We start from the raw sequence: 25,010 nt of genomic DNA on the forward strand, positions 1-25,010 counted from the left end.
CGTTCTTCTGAAACCAGACACAAGGAAGGGAGATGTTCCCATGCGAATTCTGACCATGACTGCCGTCGCCGTGACGACCCTTGTCACCGCCGCCGCCTGCCAGACGAGCCAAGGCACGCAGCGCGGTGCGATGCAGGGTGCCCTCGGCGGTGCCGCCGTCGGGGCTGCCGCCGGGGCCATCAGCGGCGATGTCGGTGTTGCCGAAGGTGCCGCGATCGGCGCGGCCACCGGCGCAGCGGCGGGCGCCTATGTCGGCTGCTCGCGCGACAATGCCTGCCCGTGGAGCCGCAGCAACGACCAGCACTCGGAGCTGGTCTACGATCAGCGGTATGACCGGTATTACTACGAGAACTACCGGACCGGCTGCACCTATTGGCGTGACGGCACGGTGCGCTACTGCGACCGGTAACCCCGGCGCGACCCGTAGCGATCGATCCTGAACTGGAGCGCGGGAGGGGATCGGCCCTCTCGCGCTTCATACACCTTCCCCGATCCCATCAAACTGGAACCTGATCCATGGCAGATCCCAATACCGGCGGCGACTCGACCGGCGGCGACATTCTCCGCATCATTGTGGCCGTGCTGCTGCCCCCGCTCGGCGTCCTTCTCCAGGTCGGCCTGACGATGCATTTCTTCATCAATATCGTGCTGACGCTGCTGGGCTATATTCCCGGTATCATCCACGCGGTCTGGATCATCGCCCGGCGCTGACGCCGCGGCCGATCCGACGACACAGAAAAACGCCGCTTCGAGAGTTCGAAGCGGCGTTTTCGTGTCTGAAACTGGGAAAGGCTGTCTAGGCGCTGACGTCCACACCGCCATCGGGCGCTTCCGGTTTGTCGCCATCGGCTTGCGAGGAGGCTCCGCCCTCGGCAGGGCCGGCGCTGACGACGACCATGGCAGCGCGCAGCGTGCGTTCGCCGATGATGTAGCCGGGCTGCATGACGTGCGCGATCTTGCCCTTGGGCTGATCGGCCGGGATCTGCGCCGCGGCCTGGTGCCGGTTTGGATCGAGGGAGTCGCCGGGTTCGGGATCGATCCGCTTCACCCCGTGCCGCTCCAGCGTGGACAGAAGCCGGCGTTCGGTCATTTCGACGCCCTCGATCAGGGTCTTGACCGAGTCCGGCGCATCGGCCCGGGCATCGTCGGGCATGGCGGCGACGGCGCGCGACAGGTTGTCGGCGACGTCGAGCATGTCGCGGGCAAAGCCGGTGATCGCGTAATCGCGGGTATCCTTCACATCACGTTGGGCACGCTTGCGGGTGTTCTCCGCATCGGCTGCAGCGCGCAGAAGGCGGTTGCGCAGATCGTCCAGCTCGGCTTCGAGCTGTTCGACGCTCTTGCCCGCGGGGCTCTCGGTCTCTGTCTCGTCAACGGTCGCGGCGGCCTCCGCCTCAAGCGCGTCGTCAGACAGATCCTCGGCCTCGGGTTCGGGTTTTTTGGACTCTTCGCTCATAGGTTTGCTCTTCTACATCAGCATGACTTGGATAAAAGGGTCGGGCTCAGCGGCCCTTGTCGAGAATCCGGCCCACCACGCGCGCTGTATAATCCACGAGCGGGATGACACGGGCATAGTTTAGCCGCGTCGGACCGATAACGCCCAGCGCGCCTAGGATCTTCTGATCCCGGTCGCGATAGGGGGCAACGATGACGCTGGAGCCGGACAGCGAGAACAGGGAGTTCTCCGATCCGATGAAGAGGCGCACGCCCTGGCCGTTGCGCGCCTCGTCCAGCAAGGCAAGCAGGTCTTCCTTGCGTTCGATGTCTTCGAAGAGAATGCGCACGCGCTCGAGATCCTCGGCCGCGTCGAGATTCTCCAGAAGCCGCGCCTGACCGCGCACGATGAGCGTGCGGTCGGCCGCTCCGCCCCAGTCTGCGATGCCGCTTTCGACCAGGCTGGCGGCCGCGCTGTCGAGCTGGGCGCGCTTCTCGGCAATCTCGGAATTGATCTCGCTCAGCGCCTCGGACAGCGTACGTCCGCGCAGGCGCGCCGAGAGATAATTGCCCGCTTCGATCAAGGCGGCGGGGGGCAGGCCGGCAGGCGCGGTCATCAGCCGGTTCTCGACCGAGCCGTCCTCGTGAACCAGGACAGCGAGAACCTCGGTCGGAGACAGGGAAACAAACTCGACGTGACGCAGCGCCGCGTCCGATTTCGGCGAGGCGACAAGACCGGCCCCGCCTGCGAGGCCTGACAGCAGCGCCGAAGCCTCCGAGAGCACGTCGCCGGGGCGCCGGCCCGCGCCGCCTACCCGGTCGTCTATTTCGCGGCGCTCGTCTTCACCGAGTTCGCCCACCTGCAACAACCCGTCCACGAACAGGCGCAGCCCGGCATGGGTGGGCATGCGCCCCGCCGAGGCATGCGGAGCGGTCAGCAGACCGGCTGCGGCCAGGTCGGCCATGGTGTTGCGGATCGAGGCCGGAGACAGGGTGAACTGGCCCGTGCGCGAGAGCGTGCGGGAGCCGACCGGCTCGCCGGTATCGAGATACGTCTCGACGATCTCGCGGAAGATCTCGCGCGAGCGTTTGTCCAGTTCACTCAAGGAAGACGCAACGGGTGTGTCGATGCTCATGTCCGGACAGTTAGGAAGGGCAGCGGCCGGATGCAATTTTCCTGACGGCCGGCGCGCTTATCAAGCGGGAAAACTTCAGCTAGGAGTGGGCGTCAGACCCGAGAACCCTGCATATCAAAGAAAGCTGTCCCATGCGCCCTGAAAACCGAGCCGCCGACGCGCTGCGTCCTGTCCGCTTCGAGCTGGGCGCCAGCCCCTATGCCGAGGGGTCCTGCCTGTCCATCTTCGGCAATACGCGTGTCCTGTGCACAGCGAGCGTCGACGAGAGCACGCCGCCCTGGCTGCGCGGCAAGGGCCGCGGCTGGGTCACCGCCGAGTACGCCATGCTGCCCCGGGCCACCCACCAGCGTACCCGGCGCGAGGTGACCGCCGGCAAGCCCTCGGGCCGCACCCAGGAAATCCAGCGCCTGATCGGGCGTTCGCTGCGCGCCGTCACCGATCTGTCCGCGCTGGGCGAGCGTCAGATCCTGATCGATTGCGACGTCCTGCAGGCCGATGGCGGAACGCGCACAGCGGCGATCACGGGCGCCTGGCTGGCCCTGAAGCAGGCCACGGCATGGCTCGTGGAAGAAGATGTGCTCAAGGCCGACCCGGTCTTCGGCCAGCTTGCCGCGGTCTCGGCCGGCATCGTCGACGGGCAGGCGCGCCTCGATCTTGAATACGAGGAAGACCGCGTGGCCGAAGCGGACGCCAATTTCGTCCTGACCAACGATGGCGGTGTGGTGGAAATCCAGGCGACGGCCGAGGACCGGCCGATCACCAGCGAGCAGTTTGCCGATGTCTTCTCTCTGGCCCGCAAGGGAATCGGCGAGTTGTGCCTGTTGCAGAGCCAGGCGCTGGGCTGAGAGCCTTTTAGCTGAACCAGAAGGCGATCTGGGCCAGGATCGCACCCAGCGTGGAGAGCGCGCCGAGCAGCGGAATCCCGATCCAGATATCCGGGACCTCGTCGGGCTGGGAACGGCGTTTCAAGCCGATCAGGGCGCAATTGACGAGGAAGAAGACCGCGAGAATGATCAGGCTCGTGGCTTCGGCCAGATGCTGAAGGTCTACGAAGGCAGCCAGCAGGGCGACGATGGCGGTCAGGGTGGCCGTCGCGATCAGCGGGGTCCGGCTGACCGGGTTCACACGGCCGAAGAAGCCGGGCGCCCCGCGCGCGTCGCGTCCGATATCCATCAGCAATCTGGAGGCGCCGATGATCTGGGTCAGCGCGCCGTTGACGATAACGAACAGGCTCGCGAGGCCGACCGGCCAGGCTGGCCAGCCCTCCCGTTCGACGGCGGCCACAAGAGGGGCGCGGGCCGAGGCGATCTCCTCGACCGGCCCGGCTCCGACAACGGCGATGGACACCAGCAAGTAGAACAGGAAGACGATTGCCAGGGCAATCACGATGGCGCGCGGGAGCGTGCGTTCAACCTGTTTCACTTCCTCGGCTGTAAGGGCCATGTCCCCAAAGCCGATGAAGGAATAGATGGCCAGGAAGGCGCCGGAAAACAGACCGGTGAGCATGGCCGGGTTCGCGCCTGAGAGTTCACCGCCCAGGCGGGAGGGTATGGCCGTCAGTCCTTCGCGCGTGGCCCATATGACCGCGAGCAGCGTGACGATCCCGATCCCGGTCGTGACGGTCATGAACCAGGTGCTCGAACGCATCCCGGCCGCCCCGATGGCACCGATGCCGGTCGCGACCAGAAGAGCGACGAGCCAGCCCGGGACATCCACGAAAATGCTGAGATATCCGACAAAGCCACTGGTGATCGTGGCGGCCGATACCGTGTTGGCCGTCATCAGGAGCCAGCCGGTCATCGAGCCCAGACGCCGGTGGCGGAACGCGCGCTCGACATAGTCGGTCGGTCCGCCTGCCGTCGGGACACGCGCCGATATCTCGGCATAGGACAGGGCAGTAAGAAAGGCGACAGCGCCCGCGGCGAGGTAAGCCAGCGGGGCTAGTGTGCCGCTTTCACCGATAACCTCGCCGATGACGACGAAAATGCCGGCGCCAAGAATGGTGCCGACCCCGTACAGAACAAGACGGGGCAAGGTGATCGATCGCGAGAGCGACTCTGTCTCAGGTGCCGATTCGGCCATACCGGGGCAATGCGAGTGGCGGCGAAAAGTTCACCACACACGCCTGGTCGTGCCCGCGCTAACTTCGCTCTGCGTCCTCGTCCGGATCATCCACGAAGCTGAGAAGATCGCCGGGCTGGCAGTCGAGCTCCCGGCACAGCGCTTCAAGCGTGGAGAAGCGCACGGCCTTCGCCTTGCCGGTCTTGAGGATCGACAGGTTGGCCATGGTAATTCCGACCCGGTCGCACAGCTCTGTCAGCGACATCCGGCGCTCGAGAAGCATGCGGTCGAGGGAGACTTGAATGGGCATGTGCGCGCCTCCCCTAGATCGTCAGCTTCTGTTCTTCGCGAAGGCGGGTGCCTTCGCGGAAGACTTCGGACAGGACGAACAGGGCAAGCACGGCAAACCAGGCGCCCAGATTGACGCTGAATTCCGGCGTGAGACTGACCCCGCTCTCGACGGGCCGGCCGAAGAGCGTCAGGAGCAATCCCAGAACGCCGTGCGCAGCGTAAGAGGTCAACTGGTAGGCCAGGATCGCCAACGCGATCGAGCGCAGATGGCCGGCGTTTTCCGGCACGAAAGGGTCACCCTGGACCAGCGTGTCCGCCACGTTGCGCAGCTTGTGAACGATGAAGGTGAGGGCAACGAGCCCGAAGATCGCGAACGGCAGGGCGACGACCACGCTCATCTGGAGCAGGTCGCGCAATTCGGGCGGAAGGCTCGGGCCGATGCCGGTCACGCCGTAAATGCCGACGGCAAAGATCAGCAGGGTGACAAGGCTGGCCACGCCCAGCGCCGCCCAGAGCAGATAGTAGAGAATGTCCAGCAGACGCTTGAGTATCGCGGCCAGCGATCCGGGGCCGAGTGTCTTCAGACGTGCCATACTCCCCGCTTCCTCATGTCCGTCCCGCGTGGGGTGGTAGTCTCATTGTGTCATATACGGCAAAAGCCGCGTCAGACCGACATCTTCTGACCTATCCTCCCGGGGAGAAAAGGACAAGCCGAAGACGCCGGTCCTGTGTGGCGCGCATCAGGCAACCATGGACGTCAGCGCAACGGCCATGCCGGCAAAGACGCCGCTCAGCAGCACGATGTTGACGAGCATGGCGGCGGTGTTGAAGCCGTTATTGGAAGAGGACCTGACCATATCTATGTCTCCTGTCTTGAGTTTGACCAACCGTTTGGCGTGTGACCCGGTCTTCGCGCCGGGGCTTTTCGCCGGTGAGCGAGGTGTTCCCCTCGTCTCGAAAACCTGTCTAGCAAACCCGATATCGGTACGCAACAAAAAATTATCGAAAAACAATATAAATTTTTCGAAAGGTGATAAATCCCCATGACACGACCCTCTGTAAGCCCTTGTTTCGTTGCCGCTGACACCTGGGTCATCGCCAGTCATAATGCGGGCAAGATCAAGGAGATAAGCGCGCTGATAGAGCCCTTCGGCCTGACCGCGATCGGCGCGGAGGAGGCTGGTCTGCCCGAACCTGAAGAGACCGAAGACAGCTTCGAGGGCAATGCGCTTCTCAAGGCGCGCGCCGCCGCCAGGGTCTCCGGCAAGGTCGCCCTGGCAGACGATTCCGGGCTCGCGGTGGAGGCCCTGGACGGGGCGCCGGGCATCTATTCGGCGCGCTGGGCCGGTGAGCCGCGCGATTTCTACCGTGCCATGGAAAAGGTCGAAGCCGAGCTTGAAAAGCGCGGGACGACGAACCGGAATGCGCGTTTCGTGTGCGCGCTCGCGCTCGTCCACCCCGATGGTGAGGAAGCGGTCTTCGTGGGGACGGTGGACGGGGCGCTGGTCTGGCCGCCGCGCGGGGATCGGGGTTTCGGCTATGACCCGGTCTTCGTTCCGGAGGGCCACACCGCCACGTTCGCCGAGATGGAGCCGGCGGCCAAGCATGCCATGTCTCACCGCGCGGATGCCTTCTCCCAGCTCGTCTCGGCGGTGTTCGCAGAGTGACGTCCGGACCCGACATCCCGCTTGGCCTCTACGTGCACTGGCCCTATTGCGCGCGGATCTGCCCGTATTGCGATTTCAATGTGTATCGCGATCGCGATCGCGATACCGCGCCGCTGCTGGACGCGATGCTGGCCGACCTGCAGGCCTGGCGCGAGCGGGTCGGGCCGCGTCCCCTGCGCAGCGTGCACTTCGGCGGGGGAACGCCGTCACTGATGGCGCCGGGCCAGATCGAAGCGATCCTGGAGGCGGCCGCGTCGCTGTTCGGCTTCGAGCCCGGTGCGGAGATCGGCCTGGAAGCGAACCCGGCCGAGATGGAGCGGTTCGACGGGCTGGCCGGGGCGGGGATCGAGCGTCTCTCGCTCGGCGTGCAGGCGCTGGACGATGAGAGCCTGACGCGGCTCGGGCGCGATCATGGCGCCCGGCGGGCGCTGGAGGCGCTGGAGCGGGCTCAGGCATTGTTCACCCGTGTCTCGATCGATCTGATCTATGCGCGTCAGGGCCAGTCGCTGGAGGACTGGTCGGCAGAACTGACGCGCGCCCTGGGCTTCGGGCTCGATCATCTCTCGCTCTATCAGCTGACGATCGAGCCGGGCACAGCGTTCGCGCGCAAGGTGGCGCGCGGTCAGCTTGTCCCGGCCGAGGACGATCTCGCGGCGCAGATGTACGAGCTGACGCAGAGCCTGACCGCAGCCCACGGGCTGGACGGATATGAAGTCTCCAATCATGCGCGTACCCAGGCCGACCGGTCGGCGCACAATATTCTGTACTGGACCGGGGCGGACTGGATCGGGATCGGACCGGGCGCACATTCGCGTTACGGAGCCCCGGCGCTTGGCGGGCGTATCGGAGCGGCTGCAGAGCGCAGGCCGGAGGCCTATATCGCGGGCATCGCCGAAGGGCAGGCTCAGACGTTCGAGGCGCTGAGTGCACTTGAGGACGCGCAGGAACGCGTCCTGATGGGGCTGCGTCTGAAAGAGGGCCTGGACCTGGACCGGTTGCGGGCCCTGACCGGGCACGGGATTGACCGGCGCGCGGCTGAGGGCTTTGCCGAAGACGGCCTGGTCACGCTCGACGCCGGGCGGGTCACCCTGACACCGGCCGGACGGCTCTATGCGGACGGCATCGCGGCGGCGCTGGCGCCGGCCTAGAAGCTCTCGGCGGCGTCGATGTCGGTTGCCGGGCCGGCCGGGTCTTCGAGCACGCGTCCCTCGCCGAAATAGGCCGGAGCCGGTTCGAGGACCTCAAAGCCGCCACTGCGCACGGTGTAGACGGCGAGGCCGCGCTCGATCGTTCCGTCTTCGCGGAAGCGGAACAAGCCGTCGACACCCAGAAAGCCCTCTTCGCTCTCGATGGCGCTGGACTGGAAGCCCTCCGGGCCCGAGGCGGCCATCAGGGCCGCCAGCGACCCGGCATCGTAGCCGAGACCGGCCAGGCGGGAGGGTGTGGTCTCGAACACGCGTTCGAAGGCGGCTTCGAACCGGGCGCGAGCCTGAGGGTCGGGTCCGGCAAACCAGCCATTGGCCAGTGCGGGTTCGCGCACCGTGGCGCTGTCATGCCACTGGCCGGTCCCGACGAACTTGATGAGAAGCGGATCGATGTCCTGGTAGACCAGTACCGGGGCGAGCGTGCGCAGCCGGTCCCCGCTTTCCGGCAGCAGGATGACCTGGAAGGGTGCGCTGTCGTCCGGTTCCCAGTTGCGCCCGGTGCGCTGGGCGGCCTCCTCGGCGTCGAGGGGCTCGACCCCGAGGCGGGCAAGGCGGGTCGCGGCTTCATTCATCGCCTGCACCCCGCCGGAATAGACTTCCTCGGCCACCAGGCGCGCGCCGCCCGGCTGCTCGGCGATTGCATCGCGGTAGGCGGCGGCGACCGTCGTTCCGTACTCGTTGGCCGGGCCGATGATCGCATAGCGTGTCGTGCCGAGATCGGCCGTGTAATTCACGATGCGGCGGACTTCCTCGCCGGGCGGGAAGCTGAGCAGATAAACGCCGTCCCCGGCCACGGACAACTCGGTGGAGAAGGCGATGACGGGCACGCCGCTCTCTCTCGCGACCGAGCCGACCGCCTCGACCGAATGGGAGAAGAGCGGACCCAGGATGAGCTGCGCGCCATCGGACAGGGCCGAACGCGCCGCTTCGCGCGCACCCTGCGCGGTGCCGCCGGTATCCTTGGGCAGGAGGAGCACATTCTCTCCGGCCCGTTCGAACAAAGCGAGCTCGGCGGCGCGCAATATGCTGGTCGCCTCGCGCCGGGCCGCCTCATTGTCTGCGGAGAAGGGAAGCAGGATCGCGACGCGCGCGATGTCGTCCTGTCCGCGCATATGCACCGGCGTGAAGGCCGGGTCGGCGATCGGTACGGGCAGTGTCGCCGGTGGCGGCGCCTCGCCGATCACGGGCGAAGACGGCTGCGGCGAGACCGGCCCTCGGGGGCCGTCCGGCGTGGTGGAGCACGCGGCGATCGCGAGGAGCGCAACCAGTCCGGCCATCCAGCGGCTTGGCGAGACAGCGCGCATGCGCGAGACTGTGGCAATCATGGTGACGCTCCGAAACCTTTTCCCCCGACGCCGGCAAGCTAGCCTTGCGCCCGTCAGCCCGCAACCTGTCAGGGCGTTTTGAGCGCGCGGCCTCACTCACGCGAGCGGGCCGAGCGCCGCGGACGGAATGCCGAACGGCTGGCGGCGCTCTGCCTTGTGCTGAAAGGATGGAGAATCCTGGCGCGGCGGGCGCGCACGGCGGCCGGGGAGATCGATCTGATCGCACGCCGGGGCGCTGTTCTCGCCTTCATCGAGGTCAAGGCGCGCGCAAGCGACCGCATCGCCGCCGAGGCGGTGACGCCCCGCCAGGCGGCGCGTCTGGTCCGGGCGGCGGCGCTCTGGCGGGCGCGCCAGACCGGGCTGGCGGCGCTGCAACCGCGCTTCGACGTGGTGCTGGTGGTGCCGGGCCGCTGGCCGCGGCACCTGAAGGGCGCGTTTTCAGCAGAGGGCGCCGATGCGATGCGCCTGGCCTGAAGCGGATTTACACTTGCGGGCGGGCGGCTTGCCTTACCTCTGCCCGATTGGAGCGCTAGGCGAGATTCGGTGGGTGGGAAGGCTGCGCCCAGAGCCGCACCCGGCCCGCCCGAAGACAAGACAGAAGAGGCCTTAAATGCTGCGTGTCATCGCCCTAACCCTTGCGACCGCAAGCCTGCTTGCCGGCTGCGCCGCGCTTCAGCCAGGCCGCTCGGTCGGCCGCAGCATCGACGATTTCAATGCCTCGACGCAGATCAAGTCGACCATGCTGCGCGCCGAGGGCTATGCCCTGAACGGCGTCGATCTCGAGGTGACCGAAGGCGTCGCGCTCCTGTCCGGCCGCGTGCCCCGGGCCGAGGACAAGGTGTATGCCGAATGCGTGACCTGGGCCTCCCCAGGCGTGCGTGACGTGGTCAACGAGGTGGTCGTCGGCGCGAGCCAGGGTGCGGGCGCCGTCGCCCGGGACGCCTGGATCACGCAGCAGATCCGCGCACGCCTGGTCTCTGACGCCGATGTGCGCGCGGTGAACATGAATATCGAGACGCAGAACGGCACGGTCTATTTGCTTGGTTTCGCCCGCAGTGAAGGAGAACGCGATCGCGCCTCGCGTCACGCCTCCCTCGTTGACGGGGTGGAGCGGGTCGTTGTGCTGATGCGCGTGCCCGGCGAAGCGCCCGAACTCGGGCCGCGGGGAGCGCGCCGCGCCGAACTCTGCGACCTCGATCCGGCGGACTGACCGTTAACCCGCCTCGGCCTGAAGCAGGTTCTAAACCTGCACTTATCAACAGCTTGTCGATTTCTAAAAGAAGTTTCTTGACTTCAAATCCCTGTCCGTTCGTATAATGTTCCTGTTTTGATCGGGTGTTGCTCTCATCTTGTGGAAAACATTCGACAACTTGGGGGCTCTTCGAGCTCGTTCATCAACTGCGTTTAGCGGAGCAAGGCCATGACAGCGCGGACGTCTTCAGCCTCGTTTGAGGGCGCCGAAGCGCGCTGGATTGATGTGCAGGTCCAAATTGCCGGCGGTTTGCCGGCTTTCAACATTGTCGGCCTCGCCGACAAGGCAGTGGCGGAAAGCCGGGAGCGGGTCCGCGCCGCGTTCGCCGCCATCGGCCTTGCGCTGCCCAGCCAGCGGGTCATCGTCAACCTGGCGCCTGCCGACCGGCCCAAGGAGGGCGCGCATTACGATCTGCCCGTCGCGATCGGGCTGATGGTGGCGATTGGAGTCCTGCCGCCCGAAGCGGGCCAGGAATATCTCGCCATGGGCGAGCTCGGGCTTGACGGATCGATCGCGCCAAGCCCCGGCGCCCTGCCCGCGGCGATGCTGGCCAGCGAACGCGACTGCGGATTCATCTGCGCCCAGGCCAGCGGGCCGGAAGCGGCGTGGGCGGGCGGCGATCTGCCCATACTCGCGCCGCGCTCGCTGATCCAGCTCGTCAATCATTTCAAGGGCAATCAGGTGCTCTCCCGCCCCGCGCCCGGCGATCTGGTCGATGGTCCGGGCGTGAAGGATTTACGCGATGTGCGCGGACAGGAGACCGCCAAGCGCGCGCTCGAAGTGGCGATGGCCGGGGGCCATAATCTGCTCATGGTCGGCCCGCCCGGCTCGGGAAAGTCGATGCTGGCCTCGCGCGCGCCCGGCCTGCTGCCGCCGCTCACAGCCGAAGAATTGCTCCAGGTCTCGATGATCCAGTCTGTGGCCGGCATGCTCGACCGCGGCGAGCTCAGCCGGACACGCCCCTTCCGCAGCCCGCATCACTCCGCCTCGATGGCGGCCATGGTCGGCGGCGGAAGCCGGGTCCGGCCCGGCGAAGCCTCGCTGGCCCATCATGGGGTTCTGTTTCTCGACGAGCTTCCCGAATTCCATCCCCAGGTGCTGGACTCGCTTCGGGAGCCTCTGGAAACCGGCGAAATCGCCATTGTGCGTGCGAACTCGCGCGTCTGCTTTCCGGCGCGCTTCCAGCTCATCGCCGCAATGAATCCCTGCCGGTGCGGGTGGGGCGGGGAGAATGGACAGGCGTGCGCCCGCGGACCCAAATGCGCGCAATCCTATCAGGCCCGGGTGTCCGGCCCGATGATCGACCGGATCGATCTGCAGATCGACGTCCCGCCGGTCACGCCAGCCGACCTCGCCTTGCCCCGGCCCGCCGAGGGCACGGCAGAATGCGCGGCACGCGTTGCGCAAGCGCGCGATATCCAGATGGCACGGGGCAGCCTGAACGCCCATCTGGGCGGCGACCGTCTGGACCAGGTCTGCGCGCCCGACGCGCCCGGCGCCGCGCTGCTGGGCCAGGCCGCCGAAGCGATGGGCCTGACGGCGCGCAGCTATCACCGCATTCTACGGACCGCCCGGACCATCGCCGATCTCGATGGCGCGGATGGCGTACGCCGCATCCATGTCGCCGAAGCGCTCAGCGCGCGGCGCGCGAAGCCGCCCGGCCAAGCGATTTCCCGCCCGGCGACACGGGCGTCCGCGGGCTTCTAGCGTGCAGACCGTGCGGTCCGGCCGGTCCGGCGGACGAATGGGTCAATAGCCCCCGAAGCTGCCGGCGGCGCCGGGGAAGACGACCGGGGTCTGCGACCCGTCTTCGGCGACGGCCGAAACGCCGAAGAAATAATTGTCGATGACGACATTCTCCAGCGTGTAGCTGGAGGTGCGGCCGACCCACCGGCTATGGGTCCATTGCGGCTCGTCCGTCAGGCGCCAGTGGACCCGGTAGCCGGCCAGATTGGCCGCGGCTTCGCCCTCCGGCAGGTCCCAGCTCAACGTCGTGTCCGGGCTGACCGCGCCCTCAACCTGCACATTGGCCGGTATGGGCGGTGCGCCGGCGAGCAGGGCGAGCGTGGCCGCGTTGAGCGCGGTGGCCTTGGCGGCGTAGTCGAAGTCCACGAAGTCGATCGTATCGCCGTAGTGCCGACCCTCCTCATTGCGCAGGTCCTGATGCTGCCGGTCGTAATGCTCGTGGGTCTCCATCAGGCGGACACCGGGAATACCCACGGCGTTGAAGGGACGGTGGTGGCCGCCGCGGCCGAACCGGTCGAGGCGGTAGACCATCATGACATCGAGATTGCGCACATACTGGTCGGCGACACGGTCGATATAACGGGCGAGGTTGCGCGATGGGGAATCCACTTCGCCGCCGGTGAAGCGGCGCCGGCGGGCTTCGTCCTCGGTCTCCGCTGCGCGTGTGCCCTCGGAGAAGACGCGGATGGTGGAGTTGTCGATCACGCCGTCAATGCCGGCGATATTGCCGATCATGTCGTTATTAAGCACCGCCTTGATGCGCCAGCCCTGCTCGAGCGCCCAGTCGGCCACGATCTCGCCGCCGAACAGGCCCTGCTCTTCCCCGGCCAGCGCGGCGTAGACGATGGTGCCGGCAAATTCATGCTGGCTGAGCACGCGCGCGGCCTCGATCGCCCCCGCCACGCCGGATGCGTTGTCGTTGGCGCCGGGCGAATCCGACTCGGCGTCCATGACATCGCTGACGCGGCTGTCGATGTCCCCGCTCATCATGACCACGCGGTCCGGATCGAGTGTGCCGCGCTGGATGGCCAGAACCGACACGACTTCGACCGGTTCGGGAAGGCGCGTTTCACCCGAAATCGTGTCGGACACGTAGACGACTTCCAGGCAGCCGCCGCATTCGGCAGAGATGCGCTCGAACTCGTCATGAATCCAGCGCCGGGCAGCCCCGATACCGCGTGTCGCGGACTCCGTCTGGGATGCGGTGTGCCGGGTCCCGAAATCCACAAGCGTGCGGATGTCGGCTTCTATCCGCCCGGCCGAAACCGAATCGACAATATCGTAGATCGCCATCACCTCGCCCGGGGCCGGAGCCTCCTCCTGAGCGAGAGCGGGCATGGCGACAAGCAAGCCAAGCGAGGCGGCAATGCGGATCATATGAATCGTCCCCGGGATCGTGTGAGCGGTGGTCTTTGGGCCGGCATCATGTCGGAGTGACCCGACCCGTCAAGGCGCGCACCTCCGGACCGGCGCCCGACCTCATCCAAGATTCCTTAACGCGGCACGCGCTAAAAGCTCATCCATGACCCGCGATCGCCCCTCTCATTGCGCGCCGGATTCCGAGCCGCCTGCCGTAGCGGCCGGGACGAATCTGCGCGCCATCTTCGATTCAATGGGCGAGCTGGTCATGGTGCGCGACTGCTCCGGCCGGCTGACCGAGGTCAACCAGGCTTTCCTCGAGGCTTTCGGCGGCGCTAGGGCGGACTGGACCGGACGCTGGTTCGCATCGGCCCTGGGATCGCAGAAGCCGGGGGAATCGCGCCGCTACGATGTCGCCATGGCGACCCGGCGGGGAGAGGCCTGGATCGAATGGACGGAAACGGCGCTGGAAGGCGGCGGTACCGTCTCTGTGGGCCGCGATGTGACGCAGGAGCGCCGCGCGCGCGCCGCGCTCAGCGAAGCGGCACGCGGAAAGTCAGTCTTTTTTGCCGCGATCACCCATGAATTGCGCACCCCCCTATCCGGCGCGCTCGGTGCGGCCCGCCTGCTGCGCGATACGCGCCTCCAGCCGGACCAGGCCGCCTATCTGGATGCCGTGACGTCCAGCGCCGAACACGCCCTCTCCCTCATCGACGACATTCTCGACCTGTCGAGACTTGAAGCGGGCCGGCTGGAGCTGCGCCAGGAGCCCGTCGATCTGCGTGGCCTGATCGAAGATCTGGGAGAGGTCCTCGCCACCCGGGCCGCGGAGAAGGATCTGAGCCTGGCGCACGCGATCGATCCCGACGTTCCGGCCCGGCTGAAAGCTGACCCGGCCCGGCTTAGACAAGTCCTCTTCAATCTGGCCGGCAATGCCGTAAAATTCACCGAAACCGGAGGCATACTGATCCGCGCGGAGCGCGCCGGGGACATGGTCCGCCTGTCGGTTACGGACACCGGTCCGGGCATAGCGGACGAGGACCGCAACACCCTGTTCGAACAGTTCGAACGGGGGGCCGCCGAACGCAGCCATGCGCCCGGTGCCGGTCTGGGTCTGGCCATGGTCAAGCGCCTGTCCGAAGCGATGGGAGGCGAGGTCGGCTTCACGTCCGAGCTCGGAAAAGGCTCCCATTTCTGGTTCGCCTTCCCGATCCTGGAAGACCTCCCGGCCACGCTCGATCCCTGCCTGAGCGGGCGCCATGTCTTCGTGGCGAGCCCGTGCGCGATCCAGCGCCAGGCGATTGCCTTGCAGGCCACCGCGCTCGGCGCGCGCACATCGCCGATTGCCGATCCGGACGATATTGCCGCGAGCCTGGAGCGGGCGAAAGGCACGCCGGTCCTGGTGCTGGACGAGGCATGGGCCGCGCATGCGGCGGCCCTGCGCGGTGCAGACCAGCCGATCCGGGTTCTGGCCCTTGCGCGGCCGTCCACGAAGGACCAGTTCGCCGCCGACCAGCGGCCGGAAGGGATTGATGGCTGGCTTGTCGCCCCTGTGCGTGCCCGCTCCCTCGCCGAGTATGCGTGCCGCACAGCGCCCGCCACGCTGAGCCCGGGGCGGCCGCTGCCTGAACCGCCCCCGCTCGCGCCCCCGCGACCGGATGGCCGGCTGGCCGGACGGACAATTCTTGTCGCCGAGGACGATCCGGTGAACGGCTTGATCGGGGAACGCATCCTGGCACGCCTGGGCGCCCGCCCCGTGCGTGTTGCTGACGGGCAGGCCGCCGTCGACGCGGTCAGAGAACAGGAGTTCGATGCGGTCTTGCTGGACCTGCGCATGCCCAGGCTCGACGGCCGGGAGGCGGCACGCCGGATACGCGCGCTTCCCAATGGCCGGACGGTGCCGATCCTGGCGTTGACCGCCAATGCCACCGAAGCTGACCGGGCCGAGTGCCTGGACGCGGGGATGGACGAGTTCCTGTCCAAGCCGCTCGATCAGGAGCGCCTGTGCGATGCGCTTGCGCGCTTGTGCCCGCGGGAAAACCGGGCAAGGGTCGGCTGATCTGAAACCAGACAACACCGATCAGAGCAGGCAGGCGCATGGCCGAGACCCATCTTGAGGCAAAGCAACGCGACTGGAAGCAGACCGTGCGCGTCTACTTCACGCCGGTCATGCTTTCGATGCTGGTGCTGGGTTTCGCGTCCGGCCTGCCGCTCTACATGGTGTTCCAGAAGCTCAGCTTCTGGCTCCGCGATAGCGGTATCGAGCGCTCGACCATCGGGTTCTTCTACTGGGTCACGCTGTCCTACACGCTCAAATTTCTCTGGGCCCCGGTCATCGACCGCGTCCAGATTCCCGGCTTGCACGCGCTGCTGGGCCCCCGCCGGTCGTGGATCGTCACGGCGATATGCGGGACGGTGATCGCGCTCATTATCATTTCGCAGACCGATCCGTCCGCCGGTCTCCTCCCGGTTGCCATCGGCGCGATCCTGCTGGCCTATTCGGGAGCGACGCTGGATGTGGCCATCGATGCCTGGCGGATTGAATCGGCGCCTAACGAGATGCAGGCGAACATGGCCGCGGCCTACTCGCTGGGCTACCGCGTCGCCTACATGACCTCCGGCCTGGGGCTTGCCATTGCCGGCTGGACGGACTGGAACTGGTCCTTCCTGGCGATGGCGTCGGCGATGGCGCTGTCGGCGGGGCTGGTCTTCCTCATGAAGGAGCCCGCCACCGGAGAGGCGCGCCGCGCCCTCTCGGGCAATTTCGCGGTGAAGGTGGGCAAGGCGGTCGTCGAGCCCTTCCGCCAAATGCTGGGCCGGCTCGGCCTGTGGTTCATCCCGGTTCTGGCGTTGGTTGCGATCTACCGCCTGTCCGACTTCACGATGGGCGTCATGGCCAGCCCGCTTTATTCCGACATCGGGTTCGCCAAGGAGATTGTCGGCGGGGTTCAGGGCGGACCCGGCCTTGTGGCGACGATTTTCGGCCTGTTCCTGGGGGGTGTGGCCGCGTTCCGCTTTGGTCTGATGAAGGCCTTGATCATCGGACTGGTCATCACCTTCGTGACCAATGGCGCATATGCCTGGCTGGCGGCGACCGCCAATGCCGAGGATGTGTGGAAGCTCTCTATCGCAATCGTCGGCGACAATCTCGCCGGCGGCTTCGTGACGACCGTCTTCATCGCCTATCTGTCCAGCCTCGTGGACCCGGAGAACGCGGCGACGCAGTACGCGCTGCTCAGCTCCTTCTACGGCTTCTTCGCCAAATTCCTGTCCGGCTTCTCCGGTCTCCTGGCCGATGCGGTCGGCTATGTGGCGTTTTTCGCCATCACCGCCGCCTGGACCCTTCCCGCGGCGGCGCTGCTTGTGTTCGTCGTCACTTTGGGATCCAAAGCGGCGCGCGGTGAGCATCGCTTTGCCGAGCGGCGCACGGGAGACGCCCGCGCCGACAGCCCAGAGGCGGCCACGGGGCCGACCGGCGAACCGGCCGACCCGCCCGAGAAGGGCTAGCGCTTTACTCCGAGCCGGCCTGGCGGCGGGCGGCGGCCTCCTCGGCGGCGGCTTCGGCTGAGAGGTCATGGGCAGCCAGCACGGCCAGGGTGAGCAGGTCGGAGACCCCGGCGCCCAGGCGTGCAATCTGAACCGGCTTTTCCAGACCCAGAAGCATCGGTCCGAGCACGGTCGCGCCGCCTGCCGCTCTGAGCAGCTTCGTGGAGATCGAGGCGGAGTGAATGGCCGGCATGATCAGGATGTTGGCCGGGCCGGACAGGCGCGAGAACGGGTAGATCCGCCGGTGGTCGGGATCGAGCGCCACATCGGCGTTCATCTCGCCCTCGTATTCGAAATCCACCGAGCGCGCATCGAGAAGGCGGACCGCATCCTGGATCTTCTCGGCGCGATCGCCGGCCGGATTGCCGAAGGTGGAATAGGACAGCATCGCCACGCGCGGCTCGACGCCGAAGCGGCGCGCGGCCGCCGCGGCTTCGCAGGCCATGTCGGCCAGTGCGTCTGCGGCCGGAAACTCGGTCACGTTGGTGTCGGCGATGAACAGGGTGCGGCCCTGGCTCAGCACCAGGCTCATCCCCATCACCCGCTCGCCGGCGCGCGGGTCGAGCGCGAGCTGGACGTCGCTGAGCGCCTGCGCGTAGTTCCGCGTGGTGCCGGTGACCATGCCGTCAGCCTGGCCGCCCGCGACCATGCAAGCGGCAAAGACGTTGCGGTCGTTATTAACCAGGCGTTGCACGTCCCGCTTCAGGTAACCCCGGCGTTGCAGGCGCTTGTGAAGCCAGTCGGCATAGTCGGCATTGCGGTCGGACAGGCGGGCATTGACGATGCGGATCGCGTCCTCAGGTACGCCGACCAGGCGCATATTGGCCTTCGTGGTCTCTTCCCGGCCGATCAGGATGGCCTCGCCCAGCTCCTGGTTCTGGAAGGCGAAGGCGGCGCGGATCACGCTCGGCTCCTCGCCCTCCGCGAAGACGATGGTCTTCTTCGGCCGAGAGCGGACCTCGTCCTGGATCGATTGCAGGATGGCTGCCGTCGGGTCGAGCCGGCGGGCCAGCGCGGCCTTGTAGCCGGCCATGTCCGAAATCGGCTTGCGCGCCACGCCGCTATCGATTGCGGCCTGGGCGACGAAGGGCGGCACATAGCTGATCAGGCGGGGATCGAACGGGGCGGGGATGATGTAGTCGCGGCCGAAGGTGGGACGCGCGCCGTGATAGGCGGCGGCGACCTCGTCGGGGACGTCTTCGCGGGCGAGGGCGGCGAGCGCGCGGGCCGCGGCGATCTTCATCTCCTCGTTGATGGTGCGCGCGCGGACATCGAGCGCGCCCCGAAAGATATAGGGAAAGCCCAGGACGTTATTGACCTGATTGGGATAATCGGACCGGCCGGTTGCCATGATCGCATCCGAGCGAGCCTCGCGCACTTCTTCGGGCGTGATCTCCGGATCGGGATTGGCCATGGCGAAGATGATCGGATCGGCGGCCATGGACTTGACCATCTTCTTGTCCACCGCGCCCTTGACCGACAGGCCGATGAAGCAATCGGCGCCGTCCAGCGCCTCTTCCAGAGTGCGGGCCTGTGTGTCTGCTGCGTGAGCCGACTTCCACTGATTCATGCCGCCTTCGCGGCCCTTGTAGATGACGCCCTTGGAGTCGCACAAAATCGCGTTCTGACCGCGCACGCCCATTGCCTTGAGAAGCTCGAGCACGGCGATACCCGCCGCGCCCGCACCATTCACCACGACTTTGAGGTCTTCCAGATTGCGCCCGGTCAGCTCGCACGCATTAATGATGCCGGCGACCGAGATGATGGCCGTGCCATGCTGGTCATCGTGAAATACCGGGATGTCGAGGTATTCGCGAAGTTTTTCCTCGATGATGAAGCAATCGGGCCCCTTGATGTCTTCAAGATTGATCCCGCCGAAGGTGCGCCCGAAACGGCGGACGCATTCGATGAAGGCCTCGGGGTCGTTTTCCTCGACCTCGATGTCCATCGCGTCGACATCGGCGAAGCGCTTGAACAGGACCGCCTTGCCTTCCATCACCGGCTTGGAGGCCATTGCGCCGAGATCGCCGAGCCCCAGAATGGCGGTGCCGTTCGAGATCACGGCGACGAAATTGCCTTTTGACGTATAGTCGTAGACCGCATCCTCGTTCTCCGCGATGGCCCGGACCGGCGCGGCAACGCCCGGCGAATAGGCCAGGGACAGGTCGCGCTGGGTCGCCATCGGCTTGGTCGCGCGCAGAGCGATCTTCCCCGGTTCCGGATACCGGTGGAAGGACAGGGCTTCGTCGTCGTCGATCTTGGATTTGCGGTCGCTCATCGCGTCGGGCTCTTCTCAATAAAATGGGCGTTCAGATCACAGTTGCGCCGCAGCCTAACGCCTTCACCGGCGCGGGCAATGTGCCATCTCGCATGAAGCTGCGGGCCTGCCCCTCTTGCCCGGCTCGCGGGCAGGATTAACGTGCGCGTCCATGAGCACGAGCGCCCCCTCTGATTCCATGATGGACCGCACCTTCCCGGACCCGGAAGGCGCGACGCCGATGATGGTGCAGTTTCTCGACCTGCGGGCCCAGGCGCCCATGGACGCGCTGCTCTTCTACCGCATGGGAGATTTCTACGAGCTCTTCTTCGACGATGCGGTGCGCGCTGCCGAGGCGCTTGATATCGCCCTGACGAAGCGAGGCGAGCACCAGGGCGAGAAGATCGCCATGTGCGGCGTTCCGGTGCACAACGCGCAGGCCTATCTGTCCCGCCTGATCAAGGCCGGTTTCAAGGTCGCGGTCGGCGAGCAGATGGAGGATCCCGCCGAAGCCAAGAAGCGCGGGTCAAAATCGGTCGTTCGCCGGGCGATCACGCGCATCGTCACGCCGGGCACGCTCACCGAGGACGATCTGCTCGATGCGCGCCAGGCCAACCGGATCGGGGCGCTGGCCCGGCTGGCCACCGGCGAGATGGCCTTGGCCTGGGCGGATGTCTCCGAGGGCCTGTTCCAGTCCATCGCCCTGCCGGCCGACGCGCTGGAGGCAGAGCTGGCGGCGCTCAATCCGGCCGAGATCCTGGTCGCGGACGAAGACGCGAAGACGGTGTCTATCCTGTGCCCGGGATCGGCGGTCACTGCGCGGGCGCGCGCCAAGTTCGATCCCGCGTCCGGCGACAGGCGGCTCAGGCAACGCTTCGAGGTCCAGACGCTGGAATCCTTCGGCGATTTCAGCAAGGCGGAGCTCGCCGCGCTGGGCTGCCTGCTCGACTATCTCGAGCTGACGCAGGCCGGAGCGCCGGCCAAGCTGTCCGCGCCGGTTTCCATTGCCCCAGGCGCCGCCATGGCGATCGATCCAGCCGCGCGCGTGAGCCTGGAGATCGAACGCACGATGTCGGGCTCTCGCAAGGGGTCGCTGATCGACGCGATAGACGAGACGGTCACCGCCCCCGGTGCCCGCCTGCTGGCCGAGCGCCTGGCCCGCCCAGCGATGGACTTGAGCAGTATTCATGCGCGTCTTGATGCGGTGCAGTTCTTTCTCGATGCCCGAAATCTGCGCGAGAGCGTGCGGGCCAGGTTGAAGCGCGCGGGCGACCCGGCGCGAGCGCTCTCCCGGCTCTGCCTCGGGCGCGGCGGTCCGCGTGACGCCCTGCAGCTGGCGCGGGCCCTGCGCGAGGGCGAGCGGCTCAATGCCGATCTTGCCCAATCGCCGCTCTCGTCTCCACCCGACGCGGTCGCCCGGGCGCTGGAGGCAGTATCGCTGGCGGCACGCCCCGATCTCGCCGCCCTGGTTCAGGATGTCGAGCGGGCGATGATCGAAGAGCCGCCTCTGCTCGTGCGCGATGGCGGCTTTGTCCAGACGGGCTGGGCGCCGGATCTGGATGAATTGCGCAAGCTGCGCGATGACAGCCGGCGTATCGTGGCCGGATTGCAGAAAACCTATGCCGACGAAAGCGGCGTCGCGGCCTTGAAAGTCAAGCACAACAACGTGCTCGGCTATTTCATCGAGGTGAGCGCGAAAAATGCCGACGCGCTGATGGGGCGCGAGCCTTTCATCCATCGTCAGACCCTCGCCAATGCGGTTCGCTTCTCCACTCCGGAACTCGGTGAGCTGGAGGCCAAGATCGCGTCGGCAGGCGACCGGGCCGTTGCACTCGAGCTTGAAATCTTCGAAGGGCTGAGAGACCGCCTGGAAGCCTTGAGCGGGCAGGTGCGCGACGCCGCCAGAGCTCTGGCCGAACTCGATCTGGCAAGCGCCAACGCGCAATGGGCCGAGCGGGCGGCTGCCACGCGGCCGGTCGTCGACGACAGCTGCGTCTTCGAGATCGAGGCCGGGCGCCATCCGGTCGTGGAAAATGCGCTGAGGCGCAATTCGGACGGCCGCTTCACGCCCAATAGCTGCGCGCTCGACGGGGCGGGCGAGGCCCATGCCCGCTTGCTGCTGGTGACCGGCCCGAACATGGCGGGCAAGTCGACCTTCCTGCGCCAGAACGCGCTGATCGCGATCCTGGCGCAGGCTGGACTCTTCGTGCCGGCCGGTTCGGCCAGGATCGGCCTGGTCGACCGGCTGTTCTCGCGCGTCGGGGCTGCCGACGATCTGGCGCGCGGGCGGTCTACCTTCATGGCGGAGATGATCGAGACGGCCGCCATCCTGAACCAGGCCGGCCCGCGCGCCCTGGTGATCTTGGACGAGATCGGACGCGGAACCTCGACCTATGACGGCCTGTCGATTGCGTGGGCGGCGGTCGAGCATCTGCACGGCGTCAATCGCTGCCGCGCCCTGTTTGCGACGCACTATCACGAACTCACACGCCTGGCCGACGAGCTGGAAGCCTGTGGCAATGTCTCGCTTAAGGCCAAGGAATGGAAGGGCGAGCTCGTGTTTCTACACGAAGTCCAGCCCGGGCCCGCTGACCGATCCTATGGGGTGGAGGTCGCCAAGCGCGCCGGCCTGCCCAGGGCAGCGGTCGCTCGGGCGAAGGAGATCCTGAAGCGGCTGGAATCCGACGATGCGCCTGCTTCGGCGCTGGCCGATCTGCCGCTCTTCTCGGCCGCCGCGCCTGAGCCCGAGGCCCGGCCTAGCGAAGTCGAGACCCGGTTACGGTCGATCGACCCGGACGGGCTGACGCCGCGCGAGGCGCATGAGCTGCTGTATGCGTTGAAAACACTCGCCGACAAGAGTGGCTGACGCTGCCCGGCAAGTCGCGTATGAGTCGGTGCCATGAGACCCTCCTCCCTGCCGGCCTCCCTTGACGGTTTGAGACTGCGCGCCGAGCTCGCGGCGGCGACGCGGTCGGGCTGGGACACGTCCTCGGCCCGCCAGGCGGGCCTGGCCAAGCTGAAGAAATTCGTCGCGCGCGGCGAGGCTCACGCCCGCTCCTGTCTCGATGGCAAGACCGGGGGGCTGGAGGCCGCGCGGGTCCTGTCCAGCGTGATGAACGCCGTGGTCCGGGCTCTGTTCGACTCCATCGCGGTGGAAGTTCTGGCCGAAGGCGAGCCTTGCGAAGGGCTGACCGTGTGCGCTGTCGGCGGTTTCGGGGCGGGCGAACTCGCGCCGCAATCGGATATCGACCTTCTCTTCCTGCTCGGCGAGCGTCCTCCGGCCGGCTATCAGCTCATCGTCGACCGGGTCGCCTACGCCATGTGGGACAGCGGGCTGACGGTGGGCGGCGGCGCCGTGCGCACGGTCGGCGAGACGATCGAACTGGCGGCCACCAATGTGGCCGAACGCACCGCCCTGCTCGACCTGCGCATTCTGGCCGGCGACGATCAACCCATCTCGGCCTTGAAGCAGCGCTTCGACATCAATGTACGCGGCGAGGAAGCCGCCGGCTTCGTCATGGCCAAGCTGGCCGAGCGCGATGCGCGCGTCGACAAGCAGGGCGATAGCCGCTACGCGGTCGAGCCCAACGTCAAGGACGGCAAGGGCGCGCTGCGCGATCTTCAGACCCTGCGCTGGCTGGCTCAGGTCCTGTACGGCAATGACGCGCTGGAACGCTGGGTGGCCAACGGGCTGCTCTCGGTGCAGGACGTGGAGCGCTATCTCAGCGCAGAGGACTTCTTCTGGACGGTCCGCTTCCACATGCACGCCCTGACAGGGCGCAAGGATGACAGGCTGACCTTCGACCTGCAGCCTGAAGTCGCCGCGCGAATGGGATATCAGGATGCCGATCAGGTGCTCGCCGTTGAAAGCTTCATGCGCGACTATTTCCGCGCCGCGATCGATGTCGGTGCGCTGACGCGTCTGGTTTGTGCCAAGCTGGAAGCCGATGAACTCAAAGACCCGCCGGCGGGGATTGGCCGCTTCATGCCGGCCCACGGTGTGCAGGAAGCCGACGATGCGCTGACCGAGGCCGGATTCCGGATCCGGTCGGGACGGCTGGATTTTGCCAATGCGACGGCGATCGAGTCCGATCCGGTATTGATGTTGCGCCTGTTCGAGTTCGCGTCGGCCCGCCATCTCGACCTGCACCCCGACGCGGTCTCGGCGATCAGCCATTCGCTGCGCCATGTCGACGACGCCTTGCGCAATGACAGCCGGGCGGCGCGCGCTTTCTTCGCCGTGCTGCTGGAGGCCGACGACCCGCGCATCACTCTGCGCGCCATGACCGAGGCGGGCCTGCTGGGCGCTTTCATCCCCGAGTTCGGCGATATCGTCGCGCGCACCCAGTTCAACATGTATCATCGCTATACCGTGGACGAGCACACGCTGAATGCGCTGGGCTTCCTGCGCGAGATCGAACAGGGCAAGCATCCGGTCGAACATCCGCTGTCCACGCGAATCCTTCCCGAGATCAGCCACCGGCGCGCCCTGCACCTGGCCGTGCTGCTGCACGATACCGGCAAGGGCGCCGGGGATCAGTGCATCGAGGGCGAGGTGCGTGCCAAGGCGGCCTGTGCCCGCCTCGGCCTCGAGGACAAGGAGTGTGAACTGGTCTCCTGGCTGGTGCGCCACCATCTCGACATGAACGATGTCGCCCAGCGGCGCGACCTGTCCGATCCCCGCACCGTGCTCGACTTTGCCAGCCTGGTGGCGACACCCGAGCGGCTGCGCCTTCTGACAGTGCTGACCGTGGTGGATATCCGCGCGGTCGGACCCGGTGTCTGGAATGGCTGGAAGGCCCAGCTCCTGCGCGATCTGTATTCAGCCACCTCGGCGGTCCTGCGCGAAGGCAAATCGCCCGAAGAGGAAGAGGCGCGAGAGCGTCTGGCCGGGCGCGCCGACCGTGCGCGCCGCCTGTTCCGCGACCGGCTGGACCGGGTGGACCCGGCTTTTGCCGAGCGCTGGACGCAGGACCTGGACGATCCGTACTGGCTCGCCTTCAGCGAGTCCGACCGGCTGCGTCATGCCGCCTTCGTGCGCGCCGCCGCGCGCCGAAAGCAGGAGATTGCCTGCGGGGTGCGGATCGACAAGCGACGCTCCGCTGCCGAAGTGCTTGTGCTGGCTCCCGACCGGGACGGTCTCTTTGCCGATCTTGTCGGCGCGCTCGCGCTGAACGGCGCGAACGTCGTCGGCGCTCAGGTCACCACCACGGCAGGGGGCATCGCTTTCGACGTCTTTTATGTGCAGGAACCGGGCGGCAAACCCTTTGGCTGGTCGGATCATCACAGCCTGGACCGGCTGCGCGAGGCGGTTCGCCGGGCGGCGGGCGAAGGCCTGGACCAGACCGCGACCATCCCTGAACGCGCGGTCAAACGGCGTGAAGCTGCCTTCGCGGTCAGCCCCTATGTCCAGCTCGACACCGATGCTGCCGACAACGCGCTGGTGATCGAAGCGTCTGGCCGTGACCGGCCGCGCCTGCTGCACGATCTGGCGCGGGGACTGGCCGATATGGGCCTGTCGCTGCAGGCGGCCCGCATTGACGGCTATGGCGAGCGCGCCGTCGACAGTTTCTATGTGACCGATGGCGGCGAGAAGGTCACCGATCCCGACCGGCTGAAGGCCATTCGCGAGACCTTGATGGGCATATTGGCGGAGCCGGAGAATGCGGTCGCCGATCGCCATGCCGGGGACGGGCTGTCTCGTGCCCTGGCCAGTCCGGGACGATAATCG

Annotated in this window: 20 protein-coding genes; 12 read left to right on the forward strand and 8 right to left on the reverse strand. The window is 66.8% G+C overall.

Features of this window, described 5'->3' with window-relative positions; translation table 11 throughout:
- The first annotated feature begins 40 nt into the window (after positions 1–40).
- Both PGP17_RS02720 and PGP17_RS02725 read left to right on the forward strand, forming a co-directional pair.
- The gene (locus tag PGP17_RS02720; protein WP_270374153.1) at positions 41–409 is read left to right on the forward strand and encodes a YMGG-like glycine zipper-containing protein; all 369 of its coding nucleotides are present in this window, start codon (positions 41–43) and stop codon (positions 407–409) included.
- Positions 410–516: 107 nt separating this feature from the next.
- Positions 517–711 (forward strand): YqaE/Pmp3 family membrane protein, encoded by a 195-nt coding sequence (locus PGP17_RS02725; protein WP_135945594.1) that lies wholly within the window; start codon positions 517–519, stop codon positions 709–711.
- A gap of 85 nt (positions 712–796) precedes the next feature.
- Here the strand turns inward: PGP17_RS02725 and grpE are convergent, their stop codons facing one another.
- Both grpE and hrcA read right to left on the reverse strand, forming a co-directional pair.
- Entirely contained in the window at positions 797–1,456 is a 660-nt protein-coding gene (gene grpE, locus PGP17_RS02730) for a nucleotide exchange factor GrpE (protein WP_270374154.1), read from the reverse strand.
- Between the two features lie 46 nt (positions 1,457–1,502).
- Positions 1,503–2,570: a heat-inducible transcriptional repressor HrcA gene (gene hrcA / locus PGP17_RS02735; protein ID WP_270374155.1), complete on the reverse strand. Its 1,068-nt coding sequence runs from the start codon at positions 2,568–2,570 to the stop codon at positions 1,503–1,505.
- A 131-nt stretch (positions 2,571–2,701) separates the two neighbouring features.
- On the opposite strand from hrcA, the gene rph reads away from it, so the two are divergent.
- A complete protein-coding gene (gene rph, locus PGP17_RS02740; protein WP_270374156.1) occupies positions 2,702–3,415 on the forward strand; it encodes a ribonuclease PH in 714 nt (237 codons plus the stop codon).
- A 7-nt stretch (positions 3,416–3,422) separates the two neighbouring features.
- Here rph and PGP17_RS02745 read toward each other — a convergent pair whose 3' ends face one another.
- The 3 genes from PGP17_RS02745 to PGP17_RS02755 form a co-directional block, all read right to left on the reverse strand.
- Positions 3,423–4,604: an APC family permease gene (locus tag PGP17_RS02745; RefSeq protein WP_270374157.1), complete on the reverse strand. Its 1,182-nt coding sequence runs from the start codon at positions 4,602–4,604 to the stop codon at positions 3,423–3,425.
- Between the two features lie 106 nt (positions 4,605–4,710).
- Positions 4,711–4,941, reverse strand: a complete 231-nt coding sequence (locus PGP17_RS02750) for a helix-turn-helix domain-containing protein (protein ID WP_135945589.1) — start codon at positions 4,939–4,941, stop codon at positions 4,711–4,713.
- Between the two features lie 13 nt (positions 4,942–4,954).
- Entirely contained in the window at positions 4,955–5,515 is a 561-nt protein-coding gene (locus PGP17_RS02755; protein ID WP_233342183.1) for a DUF2975 domain-containing protein, read from the reverse strand.
- A gap of 450 nt (positions 5,516–5,965) precedes the next feature.
- On the opposite strand from PGP17_RS02755, the gene rdgB reads away from it, so the two are divergent.
- Entirely contained in the window at positions 5,966–6,589 is a 624-nt protein-coding gene (rdgB, locus tag PGP17_RS02760) for an RdgB/HAM1 family non-canonical purine NTP pyrophosphatase (protein ID WP_270374158.1), read from the forward strand.
- Positions 6,586–7,737, forward strand: a complete 1,152-nt coding sequence (hemW, locus tag PGP17_RS02765; protein WP_270374159.1) for a radical SAM family heme chaperone HemW — start codon at positions 6,586–6,588, stop codon at positions 7,735–7,737. The genes rdgB and hemW overlap by 4 nt, the downstream gene beginning before the upstream one ends.
- Here hemW and PGP17_RS02770 read toward each other — a convergent pair.
- Entirely contained in the window at positions 7,734–9,119 is a 1,386-nt protein-coding gene (locus PGP17_RS02770; RefSeq protein ID WP_270374160.1) for a penicillin-binding protein activator, read from the reverse strand. The genes hemW and PGP17_RS02770 overlap by 4 nt on opposite strands.
- Positions 9,120–9,197: 78 nt before the next feature.
- Here PGP17_RS02770 and PGP17_RS02775 point away from each other — a divergent pair, with 78 nt between their 5' ends.
- The 3 genes from PGP17_RS02775 to PGP17_RS02785 all read left to right on the forward strand — a co-directional run bounded on the left by PGP17_RS02775 (position 9,198) and on the right by PGP17_RS02785 (position 12,078).
- The gene (locus tag PGP17_RS02775) at positions 9,198–9,593 is read left to right on the forward strand and encodes a YraN family protein (RefSeq protein WP_270374161.1); all 396 of its coding nucleotides are present in this window, start codon (positions 9,198–9,200) and stop codon (positions 9,591–9,593) included.
- A 136-nt stretch (positions 9,594–9,729) separates the two neighbouring features.
- Positions 9,730–10,329, forward strand: coding sequence for a BON domain-containing protein (locus PGP17_RS02780; protein ID WP_270374162.1), 600 nt, complete (start codon positions 9,730–9,732; stop codon positions 10,327–10,329).
- A gap of 210 nt (positions 10,330–10,539) precedes the next feature.
- Positions 10,540–12,078, forward strand: a complete 1,539-nt coding sequence (locus PGP17_RS02785; RefSeq protein ID WP_270374163.1) for a YifB family Mg chelatase-like AAA ATPase — start codon at positions 10,540–10,542, stop codon at positions 12,076–12,078.
- Between the two features lie 42 nt (positions 12,079–12,120).
- On the opposite strand, the gene PGP17_RS02790 is transcribed toward PGP17_RS02785, so the two are convergent.
- On the reverse strand, positions 12,121–13,455 hold the full coding sequence (locus PGP17_RS02790) for a M28 family metallopeptidase (RefSeq protein ID WP_442915130.1): 1,335 nt from the start codon (positions 13,453–13,455) through the stop codon (positions 12,121–12,123).
- A 184-nt stretch (positions 13,456–13,639) separates the two neighbouring features.
- Here PGP17_RS02790 and PGP17_RS02795 point away from each other — a divergent pair, with 184 nt between their 5' ends.
- Positions 13,640–15,535, forward strand: coding sequence for an ATP-binding protein (locus PGP17_RS02795; RefSeq protein ID WP_270374165.1), 1,896 nt, complete (start codon positions 13,640–13,642; stop codon positions 15,533–15,535).
- 38 nt (positions 15,536–15,573) lie between these two features.
- Positions 15,574–16,983, forward strand: coding sequence for an AmpG family muropeptide MFS transporter (locus PGP17_RS02800; RefSeq protein WP_270374166.1), 1,410 nt, complete (start codon positions 15,574–15,576; stop codon positions 16,981–16,983).
- A 4-nt stretch (positions 16,984–16,987) separates the two neighbouring features.
- On the opposite strand, the gene PGP17_RS02805 is transcribed toward PGP17_RS02800, so the two are convergent.
- A complete protein-coding gene (locus tag PGP17_RS02805; RefSeq protein ID WP_135945581.1) occupies positions 16,988–19,300 on the reverse strand; it encodes an NADP-dependent malic enzyme in 2,313 nt (770 codons plus the stop codon).
- Positions 19,301–19,451: 151 nt separating this feature from the next.
- Here PGP17_RS02805 and mutS point away from each other — a divergent pair, with 151 nt between their 5' ends.
- On the forward strand, positions 19,452–22,145 hold the full coding sequence (gene mutS / locus PGP17_RS02810) for a DNA mismatch repair protein MutS (RefSeq protein ID WP_270374167.1): 2,694 nt from the start codon (positions 19,452–19,454) through the stop codon (positions 22,143–22,145).
- A 33-nt stretch (positions 22,146–22,178) separates the two neighbouring features.
- Complete coding sequence (locus PGP17_RS02815; protein ID WP_270374168.1) at positions 22,179–25,007, forward strand: [protein-PII] uridylyltransferase; 2,829 nt, start codon at positions 22,179–22,181, stop codon at positions 25,005–25,007.
- The last annotated feature ends 3 nt before the right edge of the window (positions 25,008–25,010 follow it).

Origin of the sequence: Marinicauda sp. Alg238-R41, assembly GCF_947331485.1 — a bacterium.
Lineage (GTDB): Bacteria > Pseudomonadota > Alphaproteobacteria > Caulobacterales > Maricaulaceae > Marinicauda > Marinicauda pacifica.